This is a genomic window from Streptomyces sp. NPDC046876, from assembly GCF_040645035.1.
GTDB lineage: Bacteria > Actinomycetota > Actinomycetes > Streptomycetales > Streptomycetaceae > Streptomyces.
The window spans coordinates 38957-55152 of record NZ_JBEYXK010000024.1 but is presented as its reverse complement, the minus strand read 5'-3'; the positions used below and the strand labels follow the sequence as shown (position 1 = coordinate 55152).

General features: G+C 71.4%; 16 protein-coding genes. All 16 read right to left on the bottom strand.

The window, feature by feature from the left end:
- Positions 1–2: 2 nt before the first annotated feature.
- The gene (efp, locus tag ABZ924_RS16080) at positions 3–569 is read right to left on the bottom strand and encodes an elongation factor P (RefSeq protein WP_361909135.1); all 567 of its coding nucleotides are present in this window, start codon (positions 567–569) and stop codon (positions 3–5) included.
- 59 nt (positions 570–628) lie between these two features.
- Complete coding sequence (locus tag ABZ924_RS16075; protein ID WP_361909132.1) at positions 629–1738, bottom strand: aminopeptidase P family protein; 1110 nt, start codon at positions 1736–1738, stop codon at positions 629–631.
- An 84-nt stretch (positions 1739–1822) separates the two neighbouring features.
- Positions 1823–2620: an AAA family ATPase gene (locus ABZ924_RS16070; RefSeq protein WP_361909129.1), complete on the bottom strand. Its 798-nt coding sequence runs from the start codon at positions 2618–2620 to the stop codon at positions 1823–1825.
- A gap of 111 nt (positions 2621–2731) precedes the next feature.
- A complete protein-coding gene (gene aroQ / locus ABZ924_RS16065; protein ID WP_361909126.1) occupies positions 2732–3172 on the bottom strand; it encodes a type II 3-dehydroquinate dehydratase in 441 nt (146 codons plus the stop codon).
- On the bottom strand, positions 3169–4260 hold the full coding sequence (aroB, locus tag ABZ924_RS16060) for a 3-dehydroquinate synthase (protein WP_361909123.1): 1092 nt from the start codon (positions 4258–4260) through the stop codon (positions 3169–3171). Before aroB ends, aroQ begins: the two co-directional genes overlap by 4 nt.
- The gene (locus ABZ924_RS16055) at positions 4257–4775 is read right to left on the bottom strand and encodes a shikimate kinase (RefSeq protein ID WP_361909120.1); all 519 of its coding nucleotides are present in this window, start codon (positions 4773–4775) and stop codon (positions 4257–4259) included. Before ABZ924_RS16055 ends, aroB begins: the two co-directional genes overlap by 4 nt.
- Complete coding sequence (aroC, locus tag ABZ924_RS16050) at positions 4772–5956, bottom strand: chorismate synthase (RefSeq protein ID WP_361909117.1); 1185 nt, start codon at positions 5954–5956, stop codon at positions 4772–4774. The genes ABZ924_RS16055 and aroC overlap by 4 nt, the downstream gene beginning before the upstream one ends.
- 208 nt (positions 5957–6164) lie before the next feature.
- On the bottom strand, positions 6165–6992 hold the full coding sequence (locus ABZ924_RS16045; RefSeq protein ID WP_361909115.1) for a shikimate dehydrogenase: 828 nt from the start codon (positions 6990–6992) through the stop codon (positions 6165–6167).
- Between the two features lie 7 nt (positions 6993–6999).
- Positions 7000–8628 carry an endolytic transglycosylase MltG gene (gene mltG, locus ABZ924_RS16040; RefSeq protein ID WP_361909112.1) on the bottom strand — a complete coding sequence of 543 codons (1629 nt, stop codon included), beginning with the start codon at positions 8626–8628 and terminating at the stop codon, positions 7000–7002.
- A 228-nt stretch (positions 8629–8856) separates the two neighbouring features.
- On the bottom strand, positions 8857–9327 hold the full coding sequence (gene ruvX / locus ABZ924_RS16035) for a Holliday junction resolvase RuvX (RefSeq protein WP_361909109.1): 471 nt from the start codon (positions 9325–9327) through the stop codon (positions 8857–8859).
- A gap of 2 nt (positions 9328–9329) precedes the next feature.
- Positions 9330–11999 (bottom strand): alanine--tRNA ligase, encoded by a 2670-nt coding sequence (gene alaS, locus ABZ924_RS16030; protein ID WP_361909106.1) that lies wholly within the window; start codon positions 11997–11999, stop codon positions 9330–9332.
- Entirely contained in the window at positions 11999–12355 is a 357-nt protein-coding gene (locus tag ABZ924_RS16025) for a DUF6167 family protein (protein ID WP_361909103.1), read from the bottom strand. The genes alaS and ABZ924_RS16025 overlap by 1 nt, the downstream gene beginning before the upstream one ends.
- A gap of 8 nt (positions 12356–12363) precedes the next feature.
- The gene (locus tag ABZ924_RS16020; RefSeq protein WP_361909100.1) at positions 12364–12795 is read right to left on the bottom strand and encodes a DUF948 domain-containing protein; all 432 of its coding nucleotides are present in this window, start codon (positions 12793–12795) and stop codon (positions 12364–12366) included.
- 237 nt (positions 12796–13032) lie between these two features.
- Positions 13033–13644: a 30S ribosomal protein S4 gene (gene rpsD / locus ABZ924_RS16015; protein WP_361909097.1), complete on the bottom strand. Its 612-nt coding sequence runs from the start codon at positions 13642–13644 to the stop codon at positions 13033–13035.
- Between the two features lie 494 nt (positions 13645–14138).
- Positions 14139–15497, bottom strand: a complete 1359-nt coding sequence (locus ABZ924_RS16010; protein WP_361909094.1) for a replication-associated recombination protein A — start codon at positions 15495–15497, stop codon at positions 14139–14141.
- Positions 15498–15537: 40 nt separating this feature from the next.
- Positions 15538–16143: a vitamin K epoxide reductase family protein gene (locus ABZ924_RS16005; protein ID WP_361909090.1), complete on the bottom strand. Its 606-nt coding sequence runs from the start codon at positions 16141–16143 to the stop codon at positions 15538–15540.
- Positions 16144–16196: the final 53 nt, after the last annotated feature.

Genomic DNA, 16196 nt, shown 5'->3' with positions numbered 1-16196 from the left:
GGTTAGCTGCTCACCCGGCCGAGGTAGTCGCTGGTGCGGGTGTCGACCTTGACCTTCTCGCCGGTGGTGACGAAGAGCGGGACCTGGATCTCGTAGCCGGTCTCCAGCGTGGCGGGCTTGGTGCCGCCGGTGGAGCGGTCGCCCTGGACGCCCGGGTCGGTGTGCTGGATCGTCAGCTCGACGGCGGCCGGGAGCTCGACGTAGAGCACCTCGCCCTCGTGGCGGGCCACGGAGGCGGTGAAGCCCTCGACCAGGAAGTTGGCGGCGTTGCCGACGGCCTTCTTGTCGACGTGCAGCTGGTCGTAGGTCTCCATGTCCATGAAGACGAAGTACTCGCCGTCCATGTAGGAGAACTGCATGTCGCGGCGGTCGATGGTGGCCGTGTCGACCTTCACGCCGGCGTTGAAGGTCTTGTCGACGACCTTGCCGGACAGCACGTTCTTGAGCTTGGTGCGCACGAAGGCCGGGCCCTTGCCGGGCTTGACGTGCTGGAACTCGACGACGGACCAGAGCTGGCCGCCTTCGAGCTTGAGCACCATGCCGTTCTTGAGGTCGTTCGTGGAAGCCACGGTTGCGGAATCTCCTGCACTGGAAGACCACGGGTGCACGCACGGCCCGGCACAGCGGACTACAGCGCGAGCAGCTCCTTGGTCGTAATGGTGAGTAGCTCGGGACCGCCGTCCGCCTCGGGGCGTACGACGAGCGTGTCATCGATCCGGACCCCGCCCCGGCCCGGAAGGTGGACCCCCGGTTCGACGGTGACCGGCACGCAAGCGTCCAGTTTACCCATTGCCGTAGGTGCAAGCTGCGGGTCCTCGTCGATTTCGAGGCCCACGCCGTGTCCGGTCGACGGAGCGAGCGCTTCCCCGTATCCGGCCGAGTCGAGCAGGGAGCGCGCCGCGTGGTCGACCTCGCGGTAGGCGGCGCCGGGCAGGAGGGCCTCGCGGCCGGCCCGCTGGGCCGCGAAGACGAGGTCGTACAGCTCGATCTGCCAGTCGGCGGGGGTGGTGCCGATGACGAAGGTCCGGCCGATCTCGCACCGGTAGCCGCGGTAGTTCGCGCCGAGGCAGACGGACAGGAAGTCGCCCTCCTCCACGCGCCGGTCGGAGGGCCGGTGCCGGGAGCGGCCGGAGTGGGGCCCGGTGCCGACGGAGGTGGGGAAGGCCGGGCCGTCCGCGCCGTGGTCGACGAGGCGGCGCTCCAGCTCCAGGGCGAGGTGGCGTTCGGTGCGCCCGACGAGGATCGACTCCAGCAGCTCGCCGAGGGCCTGGTCGGCGATCTCGGCGGCGATCCGCAGGCAGGCGATCTCCTCCTCGTCCTTGACCAGGCGCTGCTGTTCGACGGCGTGGCCGAGGTCGGCGAGGCGCAGCCGGGGCGCGACGGAGCCGATGGCGCGGTGGCGGGCGACGGTGAGGTGGTGTTCCTCCACGGCGAGCGAGTCGGCCCGTGCGGATCCGGCCAGGTCGGCGGCGGCGACGGCCGCGTCGGCGCCGGGGACGGGCAGGATGCTGAGGCCGAGCTTCTCGTCGAGGCGGCCTTCCTCGGCCTCGCCGCTGGGCGGGCCGACGGTGAACAGCATGTCCTGGCCGCCGGGGCCGAGGAGGAGGACGGCGCCGCGCGGGGAGCCCCCGGCGAGGTAGCGGACGTTCGCCGGACGCGTGATCAGTGCGGCGGCGTTCCCGGCGGCGGCACAGCGGTCGCGAAGCAGGCCACGACGGGCCGCGTACACGTCTGACATGTCTTCGAGCCTACGAGCGACCGGCCCATCCGGCCTGACGGGCGCCGCCGTACGGGGCCGGGCGCGGTCCTGGGTCCTGAGCCGTCAGTAGGGGGCGGGGGCCGTGATGGCGCGGGCCAGGGCGTCGTCGAGGGCGCGGGCGGTGGCCTCCACGTCGAGGTCGGAGTTGTCGATGATCGGCAGGCCGGAGCCGTACCAGCCGGCCATCCGGCCGTGGATCCGCGCGACCTCCTCGTCGGAGAGGCGGCGGTTGCCGGAGCGCTCGGCGTTGCGCTCGAGGACGATCTCCAGTCCGGGCAGCAGCACCACGGGCAGCAGGGCCGGGCCGACGTGCCGTTTCCAGCCGCCGAGGCCCACGACGGGGCGGTCGGGGAAGACGGCGTCGTCGAGGATGCAGGAGATCCCGTTGGCGAGGAAGTTGCGGGCGGCGAAGCCGCAGGTGCGGCGGGCGAGGCGGTACTGGGCCTCGGAGTGGTCGTTCCAGCCGGCCTGCGGGTCGGCGAAGCCGGAGCAGACCCATTCGCGGACGTCGTCGAGGCTGATGTGCGCGGTCGGCACCGGGCGGGTGCTCGCCCAGTGCCGGGCCACGGTGGTCTTGCCCGCGCCGGCCGGGCCGATCAGCAGCACGGCCAGCACGGCCGTGCCGGTGCCGGCGCCGGCCGGGCCGTGGCCGGGGGCACCGGCCACGGCGGGCGGCAGCGGGATGTGCCCGGTGGTGTCGGGCCCGGGCGGCGGCAGGTGCGGGTGCGGCACGTGCGGGGGCGGCGGAGGTGCCGTCGGCCACCCCTGCGGTGCAGGGGGTATCGGCGGCTGCGGGGGCACCGCCGGCTGGTGTCCCGGCGGGCCCCAGCCTCCGCTGGCGCCCCCGACTCCCTGGTGCATCCGCTGCTACTCCGTCCCGTTCCGGCCGACTGATGCGAGAACGTTATATGACCACGGAGGCTGCAGCGCCCACCGGCGCCCCCTGGCGCCGCGCGGCGCCCCTCGGCGCCGTCAGACGGCCACTTCGTCCGCGAGGGCGCGCAGGGCCAGCCGGTAGGAGCCGATGCCGAAGCCCGCCACCGTCCCGGTCGCCACCGGGGCGATGACCGAGGTGTGCCGGAACTCCTCGCGCGCGTACGGGTTCGAGATGTGGACCTCGATCAGCGGGGCGGTCCGCTGGGCGGCCGCGTCCCGCATCCCGTACGAGTAGTGCGTGAAGGCACCCGGGTTGATCACCACGGGGATCTTCCCGTCGGCGGCCTCGTGGAGCCAGCGGATGATCTCGCCCTCGTCGTTGGTCTCGCGGACCTCGACGTCGAAGCCGAGCTCCCCGCCCAGCTCCCGGCAGGTCTCCACGAGCCCCGCGTACGAGGTGGCCCCGTACACGTCGGGCTCGCGCGAGCCGAGCCGGCCCAGGTTGGGGCCGTTCAGGACGAGCACCTTGCGGCTCATGCGGACACCTCGCCGTACGCGGCGATCAGGTGCGCCGGGTCGGGGCCCTCCAGCACGGTCGGCTTGGCCAGGCCGTCCAGGACGATGAAGCGCAGCAGGTTGCCGCGGGACTTCTTGTCGACCTGCATGGTCTGCAGCAGCTTGGGCCACTGGTCGCCGCGGTAGGTCAGCGGCAGCCCGACGGAGGCCAGGATCTGCTTGTGCCGCTCGGCGGTGGCGTCGTCGAGGCGGCCGGCGAGCCGTCCGAGCTCGGCGGCGAAGACCATGCCGACCGACACGGCCGCGCCGTGGCGCCACTTGTAGCGCTCGTTCTTCTCGATGGCGTGCGCGAGGGTGTGCCCGTAGTTCAGGATCTCCCGCAGCCCCGACTCCTTCAGGTCGCTGGAGACCACGTCGGCCTTGACCTGGATCGAGCGGACGATCAGCTCGGCGGTGTGCGGGCCGTCCGGGGTGCGGGCGGCGGCCGGGTCGGCCTCGATCAGGTCGAGGATGGCCGGGTCGGCGATGAAGCCCGCCTTGATGATCTCCGCGAGGCCGCTGACGTAGTCGTTGACCGGCAGCGATTCCAGCGCCGCGAGGTCGCACAGGACGCCGGCGGGCGGGTGGAAGGAGCCGACGAGGTTCTTGCCCTCGGCCGTGTTGATGCCGGTCTTGCCGCCGACGGCCGCGTCGACCATCGCCAGGACCGTGGTGGGCACCGCGATCCAGCGCACCCCGCGCAGCCAGGTGGCCGCGACGAAGCCCGCCAGGTCGGTGGTGGCGCCGCCGCCGACGCCGACGATCACGTCGGTGCGGGTGAAGCCGGACTGGCCGAGGGCCTTCCAGCAGTACGCGGCCACCTCGGCCGTCTTGGCCTCCTCGGCGTTCGGCACCTGGATGGCGATCGCCTCGTAGCCCTGCTCGGCGAGGTCGTCGCGCAGCGCCTCACCGGTCGAGGCGAGCGCCTCGGGGTGGATCACGGCGACCCGCTGGGCCTTCGTACCGATGAGGCCGCCGAGCTCGCCGAGCAGTTGGCGGCCGACCAGTACGTCGTACGCGTCGTGGCCGGCGCTGGCGCCGACGTGGATCCGCGTCACCTGGTCTGTCATACGTCCTTCAACTCCAGAGCGTCGAGGACCGCCTGGGCGACCTCTTCGGGGGTGCGGTCGTCGGTGGGCACCTCGACGCGCGCGACTTCGGTGTACAGGGGGCGGCGGGCCTCCATCAGCTCGCGCCACTGGCGGCGCGGGTTGACGGCGAGCAGCGGGCGCGCGGCGCCCAGCCCGACGCGCCGGACGGCTTCCTCGACGTCCATCGACAGGTACGCCACGGGCAGGCCGGCCAGCAGGGCGCGGGTGCCCGCGTCCAGGACGGCGCCGCCGCCGAGGGCGAGGACTCCGGTGTGCTCGGCGACGGCGGTGGCGACCGCCTGCCGCTCCAGCTCACGGAAGTACGGCTCGCCCTCGTCGACGAAGATGTCGGAGATCGCACGGCCCTGCGCCGCGACGATGTCCGCGTCCGTGTCCCGGTAGGGGACGCCGAGCCGCCGGGCCAGCAGCTCCCCCACCGTGGACTTGCCGGACCCCATGGGGCCGACGAGGACGACCAGGGGTGATCCGGTCACCGGATCTGCAGGTTGTCGAGGTAGGACTGCACGTTGCGCCGGGTCTCGGCGACGGAGTCACCGCCGAACTTCTCCACGACGGCGTCGGCGAGGACCAGGGCGACCATGGCCTCGGCGACGATGCCCGCGGCGGGGACGGCGCAGACGTCGGAGCGCTGGTGGTGCGCGGCGGCCGCCTCGCCGGTGGCCACGTCCACCGTGGCCAGGGCCCGCGGGACGGTCGCGATGGGCTTCATCGCGGCGCGGACGCGCAGGAGTTCACCGGTGGTCAGGCCGCCCTCGGTGCCGCCGGAGCGGCCGGAGGTGCGCTTGATGCCCTCGGGGGTGGAGACGATCTCGTCGTGGGCCTGCGAGCCCGGCACGCGGGCCAGCTCGAAGCCGTCGCCCACCTCGACGCCCTTGATGGCCTGGATGCCCATCAGCGCCGCCGCGAGGCGGGCGTCCAGGCGGCGGTCCCAGTGCACGTGCGAGCCGAGGCCGACCGGCACACCGTAGGCGAGGACCTCCACGACACCGCCCAGGGTGTCGCCGTCCTTGTGGGCCTGGTCGATCTCCGCGACCATCGCCTTCGACGCGTCCGCGTCGAGGCAGCGCACCGGGTCCGCGTCCAGCTTCTCCACGTCCGCCGGGGTCGGGTAGACACCGTACGGGGCCTTGGCAGCAGCCAGTTCGACCACATGCGAGACGATCTCGATGCCGGCGGCCTCCTTCAGGAAGGAGCGCGCCACGGCGCCGAGGGCCACACGGGCCGCGGTCTCACGGGCGCTGGCGCGCTCCAGGATCGGCCGGGCCTCGTCGAAGCCGTACTTCTGCATGCCCGCCAGGTCGGCGTGGCCCGGACGCGGCCGGGTCAGCGGGGCATTGCGGCCGGTCTCCTTCAGCTCCGCCGGGTCGACGGGGTCGGCCGACATGACCTTCGTCCACTTCGGCCATTCGCTGTTGCCGACCATCACCGCGACCGGCGAACCGAGGGAGAGCCCGTGGCGGACACCGCCGAGGAACGTCACCTCGTCCTGCTCGAACTTCATCCGCGCACCACGGCCGTACCCCAGCCGGCGCCGCGCCAGGTGGTCGGCCACCAGCTCCGTGGTGACCGGAACGCCGGCGGGAAGCCCCTCCAGCGTCGCCACCAGCGCCGGACCGTGCGACTCCCCAGCGGTCAGCCAACGCAACCTGCTCAACGATGCTCCTCATGCTCGCGCCTGGTACTGCGGCGGCGCGGCCGGGTGCGCGGCCCGGACCCGCCTCACCCGATCCTCCCACGTCCGGGCCGGTGCGCCGCCCCCCGGTCCAGCAGGCGGACGGCGGTGCACCGCCCCACCCTGGCCGGTGCGACTGGAGCGGGGCAATATTTCCCGCCGCAGTTCATCAGGTACGCGGCGGGGCGGCTCAGTGGCGCGCTGTGAGGGCGGCCTCGCCGGCGGCACGCATGGCGGCCAGCGGTCCGGCCGTGCAGCCGGTCATCTGCTCGACCTGGAGCACGGCCTGGTGCACCAGGAGGTCCAAGCCGCCCAGCAGGCGCCCTCCGCGCTCCGACCAGGCGGCGGCGAGGGCGGTCGGCCAGGGGTCGTACAGGACGTCGAAGAGCGTGCCGGGCGCGTCGGGGACGGCGGCCGCGAGGGCGTCGGTGGCTCCGGCCGGGGTCGTGGCGATCACCAGGGGCGCGGCGAGCGCCTCCGGGGCCTGCGACCAGTCGGCCGTGCGGACGCGGACGCCGAGCCGCGCGCCCCACTGGTGCATCTCCTCGGCGCGGGCGCGGGAGCGGACGTACGCCGTGATCTCGCCGGTGCATATCCGCTGGAGCGCGGCCAGCGCGGAGGAGGCCGTGGCGCCGGCTCCGAGGATGGCGGCGCTGTCGACCCGGTCCACGCCGCGCTCGTGGAGCGCGGCGATGATCCCGGGGACGTCGGTGTTGTCGCCGAGGCGGCGGCCGTCCTTCGTCAGGACGACGGTGTTGACCGCCTCGACGGAGGCGGCGGTGTCGCTGATGTCGTCGAGGAGCGGGATGACCGCCCGCTTCAACGGCATGGTCAGCGACAGTCCGGCCCATTCGGGGCCGAGGCCGGCGATGAAGCCGGGGAGCGCGGCCTCGTCCATCTCGAAGCGGTCGTACGACCACTCGGCGAGGCCGAGCTCCTGGTACGCGGCGCGGTGCAGCACCGGTGAAAGGGAGTGCTCGATGGGCGAACCCAGCACCGCGGCCCGTATGCGTGACATCTGTTACCTACCCACCCGACTTCTTGCTCTGACGTTCGTTGAACTGCGCCACCAGTTTCTCGTGTTCCGCGAACGTCTTGGTGAAGGTCGTCGTGTTGCCGTCGACCGACACGAAGAACATCCAGCCGCCCTTGTCGGGGTCGAGCGCGGCGTTGATGGCTTCGCTGCCCGGGTTGCTGATGGGTCCGGGCGTGAGGCCCTTGTAGAAGTACGTGTTGTACGGGTCGTCGAGCTTGCGCGTCTCCTCGCGGGTGACGTTGATGTTGCTCGTGTTCTTGAGGTAGTTGATCGTCGAGTCGAACTCGAGCTTCTGGTTGGTGACGTCGTTGGTCTTCTTCAGGCGGTTGTAGATGACCTCGGACATCTTGCGGTAGTCCTCGTGCTTGTTGCCCTCGACCTGGACGAGGCTCGCGACCGTGACCAGCTGGAGCGGGTTCTCCAGGCCGAGCGCCTTCGCCTTCTCCTCGATGCCGATGGACGCGTACTTGTCGTTCGCGTTGCGGATCATCTGCTTGAGGAGGGACTGCGGCGTGGTCTCCTTGGACAGGTCGTAGCGCGCCGGGTAGAGGAAGCCTTCCAGCGGGTCGCGGATCTTCGCGTTGTTCGCGGCCCAGGCGGGCAGGCCGAGGTCCTTGGACTCCTGCTTGGCGATCTGGGCGGTGGTGCCCTCGGGCTTGCCGAGCTTCTTGTCGATCGCCTTGTAGACGTCGATGGCGCGGGTGCCCTCGGGGATGGTGAGGACGTTGAGCTTGGAGGGGTCGATCATCACCGCGACGGCGGACGCGGCCGACATCTTCTTCTTGAGCGTGTAGACGCCCGCCTGAATCGAGGTGCCCTTCTTGTTCGCCTGGGCTGCGGCGACGAACGCGTCCGTGCTGGCGACGACCCCGTGTTCCTTCAGGATGTTGCCCATCTGGGCCAGGGTGGCGTTCTGCGGGATCTGCACCTCGACGGACTCGTCGGTACCGGCACCCGTGTAGTCCTCGGCGGCGCCGAAGCGCGCCTTGAGGTAGCTGTAGCCGTAGTAGCCGCCCCCGCCGACCACGCCGAGGATCACGACCGCGGCGACGAGGCAGGCGGCCTTGCTGCTCTTCTTCTTGCCCTTGTCCTTGCCTTTGCCGCCCTTGCCGCCCTTGCCGCGGCCCGCACGGCGGCCGCCGCCGGCCGGGGCGTCGGAGTCACCGTCCGAGGAGGCGGCGTCCTCGTCGTCCTCCTCCTCCAGGCCCGGCTCGGGCTCCAGGTGGCGGCGGCCGGGGGGCGTCGGCGGCGGGTAGGCCTCGTCGGTGCCGTAGAGGTCGGGGGCCTCGCCGGGGAAGCCGCCGATGGGCTGCTGGGCGTACGGCTCCGCGCCCGCGTACGGGTCGACGGTCTGGACGGGGTCTGCGTACTGGATCTGGCCGGTGTCCCAGGCCTGGCCCTGGCCTGCGTACGTCTGCTGCTGCATCTGCTGCATCTGCTGCGGCTGCGGCTGCGGCTGCGGCATCTGCTGGGCCGGGTGGGGCTGCTGCGGGGCATAGCCCTGCATCGGCTGCCCGTACTGGTCGTGCTGCTGGACGTGCTGGACGTGCTGGACGTACTGCTGCTGGTACTGCGGCTCCTGCGGATACTGCTGCTGCGGGCCACCGCCATAGGGCATCTGACCCTGCTGGGCCTCGTGCCCGCCCCACCCGGGGTCCCCGTACAGGGGGTCCTCCGGGTGCCACGGTTCGGGGCCAGAGCCCCGGCCATACTCAGTCATGGATCCCCTAGAGCCGCGAGACGGAGTACCTGGCAACGGCCGCCAGGCACCCGGTTCCGCCTCTGAAGTGGTGGGCGACGGCTGTTCGAATGCCGCCACGTCTCGCGGAACGTTACCGTATCGCGATCAGACAACCACTTCGACGCACTCGCCGGGCGGATTACCCGATACCCGTTCGGTCTCAAGAGCGTTCTGGAGGATCACCACAGCGGCTGCCTGGTCGATCACCGACCGGCCCTTCTTGGCGTTGCGCCCGGAGGCCCGAAGGCCCTGGGCGGCGGTGACCGTGGTCATCCGCTCGTCCACCAGGCGGACCACGACCGGCTTGATGCCCTTGGCGAGTTCCGTGGCGAAGGCGCGCACCTTGGCCGCGGCCGGCCCCTCCCGCCCGCTGAGCGAGCGGGGCAGGCCGACCACGACCTCCAGGGGTTCGTACTCCTCGACGAGCTGCCGCAACCGCCGGTGAGCAGCGGGGATGTCCCGGCCGGGGACGGTCTCCACCGGAGTGGCCAGCACCCCGTCGGGGTCGCAGGAGGCGACCCCGATCCGGGCGTCCCCGACGTCGATGGCCAGTCGGCGGCCGCGGCGCAGCGTCATGGTCAGACCGTCTCCACCACGAGGCGCTCGACCGCGGCGATGGCCTCCGGCACTGCGGCCGGGTTCTGGCCGCCGCCCTGGGCGACGTCCGGCTTGCCGCCACCGCCGCCGCCGAGGGTCTTGGCGGCGGTGCGGACCAGGTCGCCGGCCTTCAGGCCGCGCTCGCGGGCGGCCTCGTTGGTGGCGATCACGGTCAGCGGGCGGTCGTTCGCCACGGTGAACAGGGCCACGACGGCCGGGCGGTCGCCCTGGATGCGGCCGCGGACGTCGAGGACCAGCTTGCGCAGGTCGTCGGCGCCGGTGCCGTCCTGGACCTGGCCCACGACGAGGGCGACGCCGCGGATGTCCTGGGCGTTCTCGGCGAGGCCGGCGGCGGCCTGGAGGACCTTCTCTGCGCGGAACTTCTCGATCTCCTTCTCGGCGTCCTTCAGCTTGCCGAGCATGGAGGCGATCTTCTCCGGCAGCTCCTCCGGGCGGCCCTTGACCAGCTCCTGGAGCTGGGCGACGACCGTGTGCTCCTTGGCGAGGAAGTTGTACGCGTCCACGCCGACGAGGGCCTCGACGCGGCGCACGCCGGAGCCGATGGAGGACTCGCCGAGCAGCTTGACCAGGCCCAGCTGGGAGGTGTTGCCGACGTGCGTGCCGCCGCACAGCTCCTTGGAGAAGTCGCCGATGGTCACGACGCGGACCCGCTCGCCGTACTTCTCGCCGAACTCGGCGATGGCGCCCTGCTTCTTCGCCTCGTCGATGCTCATGATCTCGGCGGTCACGTCGAGCTCGCGGGAGAGCACGTCGTTGATCTTCTGCTCGACGTCGGTCAGGACCGTGCCGGGGACGGCGTTCGGCGAGCCGAAGTCGAAGCGGAAGCGGCCCGGGCTGTTCTCGGAGCCGGCCTGGGCGGCCGTCGGGCCGAGGGCGTCGCGCAGCGCCTGGTGGGTCAGGTGCGTGGCGGAGTGGGCGCGGGCGATGGCCCGGCGGCGCCGGACGTCGATCGCGGCGTACGCGGAGGCGCCGACGGTGACCTCGCCGACCTGGACGGAGCCCTTGTGGACCGAAACGCCCGGGACCGGCTGCTGCACGTCGCGGACCTCGATGACGGCGCCCGTGTCGAGCTTGATCCGGCCCTGGTCGGCGAGCTGGCCGCCGCCCTCGGCGTAGAACGGGGTGCGGTCGAGGACGACCTCGACCTCGTCGCCCTCGGAGGCGGCCGGGGCGGAGACGCCGTTGACGAGCAGGCCGACGATGGTGGCCTCGCCCTGGTTGGTGGCGTAGCCGGTGAACTCGGTGCCGCCGGCGGTGTCGGCGATCTCGCGGTAGGCCGAGACGTCGGCGTGGCCGGTCTTCTTGGCCTTGGCGTCGGCCTTGGCGCGGTCGCGCTGCTCCTGCATCAGGCGGCGGAAGCCGCTCTCGTCCACGGTCAGGCCCTGTTCGGCGGCCATCTCGAGGGTGAGGTCGATCGGGAAGCCCCAGGTGTCGTGGAGCAGGAACGCCTTGTCGCCGGAGAGGACGGTGCCGCCGGCGGCCTTGGTTTCGGTGACGGCGGTGTCGAGGATGTTCGTGCCGCCCTTGAGGGCCTTGAGGAAGGCGGCCTCTTCGGCGAGCGCGACGGTCTCGATGCGCTTGCGGTCGGTGATCAGCTCCGGGTACTGCTGGCCCATCGTGTCGATGACGACGTCGATGAGGTCCTTCACGACCGGGCCGGTGGCGCCCATGAGGCGCATGTTGCGGATGGCGCGGCGCATGATGCGGCGCAGCACGTAGCCGCGGCCCTCGTTGCCGGGGGTCACGCCGTCACCGATGAGCATGACGGAGGTGCGCATGTGGTCGGCGACCACGCGCATGGAGACGTCGGTCTCCTTGGCGGCGCCGTACTGGACCCCGGTCAGCTCGGTGGCCTTGTCCATGACCACGCGCAGGGTGTCGGTCTCGTACATGTTCTGCACGCCCTGCAGGATCATCGCCAGGCGCTCGAGGCCGAGACCGGTGTCGATGTTCTTCGACGGCAGGTCGCCGAGGATCGGGAAGTCCTCCTTGCCGTCGCCGGCGCCGCGCTCGTACTGCATGAAGACCAGGTTCCAGATCTCCACGTACCGCTCGTCGTTGACGGCCGGGCCGCCCTCGACGCCGAACTCGGGGCCCCGGTCGTAGTTGATCTCGGAGCAGGGGCCGCAGGGGCCGGGGACGCCCATGGACCAGAAGTTGTCCTTCTTGCCCAGGCGCTGGATGCGCTCGGCGGGGACGCCGATGACGTCGCGCCAGATCTGCTCGGCCTCGTCGTCGTCCTGGTAGACGGTGATCCAGAGCTTCTCCGGCTCCAGCCCGTAGCCGCCGTCGGCCACCGGGGTGGTCAGCAGCTCCCAGGCCAGCTTGATGGCGCCTTCCTTGAAGTAGTCGCCGAAGGAGAAGTTGCCGCACATCTGGAAGAACGTGCCGTGGCGGGTGGTCTTGCCGACCTCTTCGATGTCCGGGGTGCGCACGCACTTCTGCACGCTGGTGGCCCGCGGGGCCGGCGGCTTGGTCTCACCGAGGAAGTACGGCTTGAACGGGACCATGCCCGCGTTGACCAGCAGCAGAGTCGGGTCGTCCGCGATGAGCGACGCCGAAGGGACAACGGCATGACCGCGCTCCTCGAAGAAGCTCAGCCAGCGGCGGCGGATTTCAGCCGACTCCATCAGTGGTCCTCATTCCGGTTGATGTACGTAAGGTTCGGTCGGTCGGTGGCCCGGAGGCGCTTGTCGTTCTGGATGGCCCGCGGCCGCCGCGGCCCGGGGAGGGCGGTGACGTTGTCGGGCCGGTCGGGGTCCTGGTGCAGCCCCAGTGCGTCGTTCAGCTCGTCCTCGCGCTGGATCATTCCCGCCTTGACGTCGAGGGCGAAGTCCTTGAGGCGGTGGCCGGCCTCGACGGCCTTGTCGGCGGCCTGGGCGGCGAGGCTCTCCGGCGTCAGCTTCTTCAGCTGCCGGTTGACCTTGGTGGTGGCCCACACGCCGGCGGCAGCGCCTGCGGTGAACCAGAAGGCTCGGCGGAACATCGGCGTCTTCAGCCCTTCTGCTTGCGGCGCCGGGCCGCCGGCACCGTACGGCCAACGATCACGGTGCGTCGCTCCGTGGCGCGCGGCGCCCCGTCCCGGTCCCTGCCGAGCGCCTTGCGGACTCCGTAGCCGAAGGCGGCGACCTTGACCAGGGGGCCGCCGAAGGTGGAGGCCACGGTGGAGGACAGGGCGGAGGCGTTGGAGGTGACCTCCTGGACGTCGCTCGCGATGGCGTCGACCCGGTCGAGCTGGGTGCGCGCGGAGCGGACGGTGGTGGAGGCGTCCGCCAGCAGCGGGACGGCCTGCTCGGTCACGTCGGCCACCAGCTTGGTGGCCGCCTTGAGCACCTGGGCCAGCCTCGCCAGCGCGAGGGCGAGGAAGGAGACCAGGATGGCCCAGAAGACGGCCACGAGGATCCCGGCCACCTCTCCACCGGACACGTTGCACCGCTCTCTGCATGTCGATCACTACGGAGGAAGAATTCGTTCTCCGACCCTATCGCGCCGGAGATCCGCTGCCGTACCGGAATTGACGACCGGCCGTGGCGGCCGGGCCGCCGGGTACGCAGGGCGCCCGGTACGGCACTCTGCGTTCCGCAGGGCGGGGAAAAGGAAGCCCGCCGGCTCCCCAGAGGGGAACCGGCGGGCTGACCAGCCTGTGGTGCTACGGCCGCTGGATCAGCGGGCGTAGTACTCGACGACGAGCTGCTCGTCGCAGATGACCGGGATTTCCTTGCGGTTCGGGTCGCGGTCCAGGCGGAAGGCCAGGGCCTTCAGGTTGACCTGCAGGTAGCGCGGGGTCTCGCCCTCGCCTGCGTAGCCACCCTCACGGGCGATCTGGAACGGAACCTTCTCGCGGCTGCGCTCGCGGACGGTGATGACGTCGTCCGGACGAACGCGGAAGGACGGCTTGTCGACCTTGGCGCCGTTGACCTCGATGTGGCCGTGGACGACCATCTGGCGGGCCTGGTAGATGGTGCGGGCGATGCCGGCACGCAGGACCAGGGCGTCGAGACGACGCTCGAGCTCGACGACCAGCGCCTCGCCCGTCTTGCCCTCGGCCTTCTTGGCGCGGTCGTACGCGCGGGCCATCTGACGCTCGGAGATGTCGTACTGAGCGCGCAGACGCTGCTTCTCGAGCAGACGGACCTTGTAGTCCGAGTTCTGCTTGCGGCCACGGCCGTGCTCGCCCGGCGGGTAGGGGCGGGCCTCGAAGTACTTGACGGCCTTCGGCGTCAGGGCGATGCCGAGAGCGCGCGACTTCTTGACCTTGGGTCGCTTCTGGTTCACGGGGAACCTACCTCCATAAAAGTTAGGTGAGGCTTACCTTGTCGAGGAGGACGTAATGTCTCGACCACATGGGATCCCCCTGCCCAGAGCGCATCGGAGTTCGGATTCCAACGAAACGGAATCCGCTTTCGACGACGATGTGCAAGGTCAGCCGCGTCCCAGGGAAGGCGTTCGGCAGCTCACCGGAGCCGAACGCGTACGAACCCTCGTAGAGTCCAACGCCTCAGTATCCCCCACCCCGCCGGGTGCTTTCGACCAGGGGCGGCCGCCGTGACCAGGCAGAGTGCGGGACAGGGATGCCGGCCGCTCGGACCGTCACCCCGGACGGGGGCGCGCTCCCCCCTGGAACCAGGGGGATCCGCGACTGCGGGGCAGCCGCTCACGCCCAGGACGACGACCTCACGCCCGTGACCGAGATCACGGAACGCCGCCGACGTCCGCGCCCCATCGTATCCGAGGCCGCGCGGTGGCGACCCGGTCGTCGGCAGCGGGGGTCAGGAGGCGCCGTTGCCGCGGAGGCGGTCGCGGACCTTTTCGACGATGTCCGCGTAGCGGGCTTCCGCGCCGTAGCGGGTCGGTTCGTAGTAGCGCTTGCCGTGGACCGCGTCGGGGGCGTACTGCTGGGCGGCGATCGCGCCCGGCACGTCGTGCGGGTAGACGTAGCCCACCGCGTGCCCCAGCTTCGCGGCGCCCTTGTAGTGGCCGTCGCGCAGGTGCGCCGGCACGGATCCGGCCAGGCCCGCCCGTACGTCCGCGAGGGCCGCGCCGATCGCGGTCGTCGCCGTGTTCGACTTCGGGGCCAGCGCCAGGGCGATCGTCACGTGCGACAGCGTCAGCGACGCCTCCGGGAAGCCGATCATCGCGACCGCCTGGGCCGCGGCCACCGCGAGCGGCAGGGCCGTCGGGTCCGCCAGGCCGATGTCCTCGCTCGCCGAGATCATCAGGCGCCGCGCGATGAACCGGGGGTCCTCCCCCGCCTCGATCATCCGGGCCAGGTAGTGCAGCGCGGCGTCCACGTCCGAGCCGCGGATCGACTTGATCAGCGCGCTCGCCACGTCGTAGTGCTGGTCGCCGTCCCGGTCGTAGGCCACGGCGGCCCGGTCGACGGTCTCCTCGACCGTCCGCAGCGTGATCTCGTCCTCGCCCTTGGCGATCGCCGAGCCGGCCGCCGCCTCCAGCGCCGTCAGCGCCCGCCGGGCGTCGCCGCCCGCGATCCGCAGCAGGTGCGCCTCGGCGTCCGCCGGCAGGGACACCGCCCCGCCGAGCCCCCGCTCCTCGGTCAGGGCCCGGTGCAGCAGCCCGCTGAGGTCCTCGTCGGTCAGCGGCTCCAGCGTCAGCAGCAGCGAGCGCGACAGCAGCGGGGAGATCACGGAGAAGTACGGGTTCTCGGTGGTCGCCGCGATCAGCGTCACCCACCGGTTCTCCACGGCCGGGAGCAGCGAGTCCTGCTGGGCCTTGCTGAAGCGGTGGATCTCGTCGAGGAAGAGGACGGTCTCCTTGCCGTACCCGCCGGCGGCACGCTTGGCGCCCTCGATGACCGCCCGCACCTCCTTCACGCCCGCCGTGATGGCGGACAGCTCCACGAAGCGCTTCTGCGTCGCCTGGCTCACCACGTACGCGAGCGTGGTCTTGCCGATGCCGGGCGGGCCCCACAGGATCACCGACGACGCGCCGGCCGGGCCGCCCGCGCCCTCCCCGACCAGCCGCCGCAGCGGCGATCCGGGCTTCAGCAGGTGCTGCTGGCCGACGACCTCGTCCAGGGTGCGCGGGCGCATGCGGACGGCGAGCGGGGAGCTCGCCGGATCCTTCTCCCGGCGGTCTTCGGCTGCGGCGGTGAACAGGTCTGGTTCCACACGGGAAGCCTATGCGCTCCCACTGACAGACCCGGCGGGCTCAGGAGGTCCAGAAGTCCCACCAGCGGGTCAGGATCAGCATGCCGATGATGCCGACGTGCAGGACGGGCAGCACCCAGGTGAACTCGTCGAGGAAGCCGCGCAGCCAGCCGGGGGCGGGCAGCAGGCCCTCGCGCACGTTGTGCGCGGTGACGTACCAGAACAGGAAGATCGTGGCGACCCAGGCCAGGCAGCACCACAGGCACAGCGCGTTGATGTTGTACAGCGACTGGTACGTCAGCCAGGCGCAGAAGACGACGCCGAAGAGGCAGCCCGCGTTGAAGGTCAGCCAGTACCAGGGCCGGAACCGCGCCCCGGCCAGCAGGCTCATGCCGACGCAGATCACGATCCCGTACGCGACGAGCCCCATCATCGGGTTGGGGAACCCGAAGGCGGAGGCCTGCTCGCTCTTCATGATGTTGCCGCAGGAGACGATCGGGTTGAGGCTGCAGCCCGGCGTGAAGTTCGGGTCCTCCAGCAGCTTGAACTTGTCGATCGTGATCACCCAGGCCGCGACCAGCCCGGCCGCGCCGGTTATCACCAGCAGCCAGGCCAGCGCCCGGCTCGCGCCGACGGTCCGCACGGTTTCCTCGCCTGTAGTCGTCATGCGGTGCATTCTGCCGCACGGATCTTTGGGCGCGGCTCCGTGCAGACGGTCGT

Bases quoted from the DNA above. Each gene is read 5' to 3' on its own strand.
- mltG (WP_361909112.1), bottom strand. From the start codon at position 8,628: ATGCCCTATGGCGGTGGCCCGCAGCAGCAGTATCCGCAGGAGCCGCAG.
- ABZ924_RS16075 (WP_361909132.1), bottom strand. From the start codon at position 1,738: ATGTCAGACGTGTACGCGGCCCGTCGTGGCCTGCTTCGCGACCGCTGT.
- ABZ924_RS16005 (WP_361909090.1), bottom strand. From the start codon at position 16,143: ATGACGACTACAGGCGAGGAAACCGTGCGGACCGTCGGCGCGAGCCGG.
- aroB (WP_361909123.1), bottom strand. From the start codon at position 4,260: ATGACAGACCAGGTGACGCGGATCCACGTCGGCGCCAGCGCCGGCCAC.
- aroQ (WP_361909126.1), bottom strand. From the start codon at position 3,172: ATGAGCCGCAAGGTGCTCGTCCTGAACGGCCCCAACCTGGGCCGGCTC.
- ABZ924_RS16070 (WP_361909129.1), bottom strand. From the start codon at position 2,620: ATGCACCAGGGAGTCGGGGGCGCCAGCGGAGGCTGGGGCCCGCCGGGA.
- ABZ924_RS16025 (WP_361909103.1), bottom strand. From the start codon at position 12,355: ATGTTCCGCCGAGCCTTCTGGTTCACCGCAGGCGCTGCCGCCGGCGTG.
- ABZ924_RS16045 (WP_361909115.1), bottom strand. From the start codon at position 6,992: ATGTCACGCATACGGGCCGCGGTGCTGGGTTCGCCCATCGAGCACTCC.
- ruvX (WP_361909109.1), bottom strand. From the start codon at position 9,327: ATGACGCTGCGCCGCGGCCGCCGACTGGCCATCGACGTCGGGGACGCC.
- alaS (WP_361909106.1), bottom strand. From the start codon at position 11,999: ATGGAGTCGGCTGAAATCCGCCGCCGCTGGCTGAGCTTCTTCGAGGAG.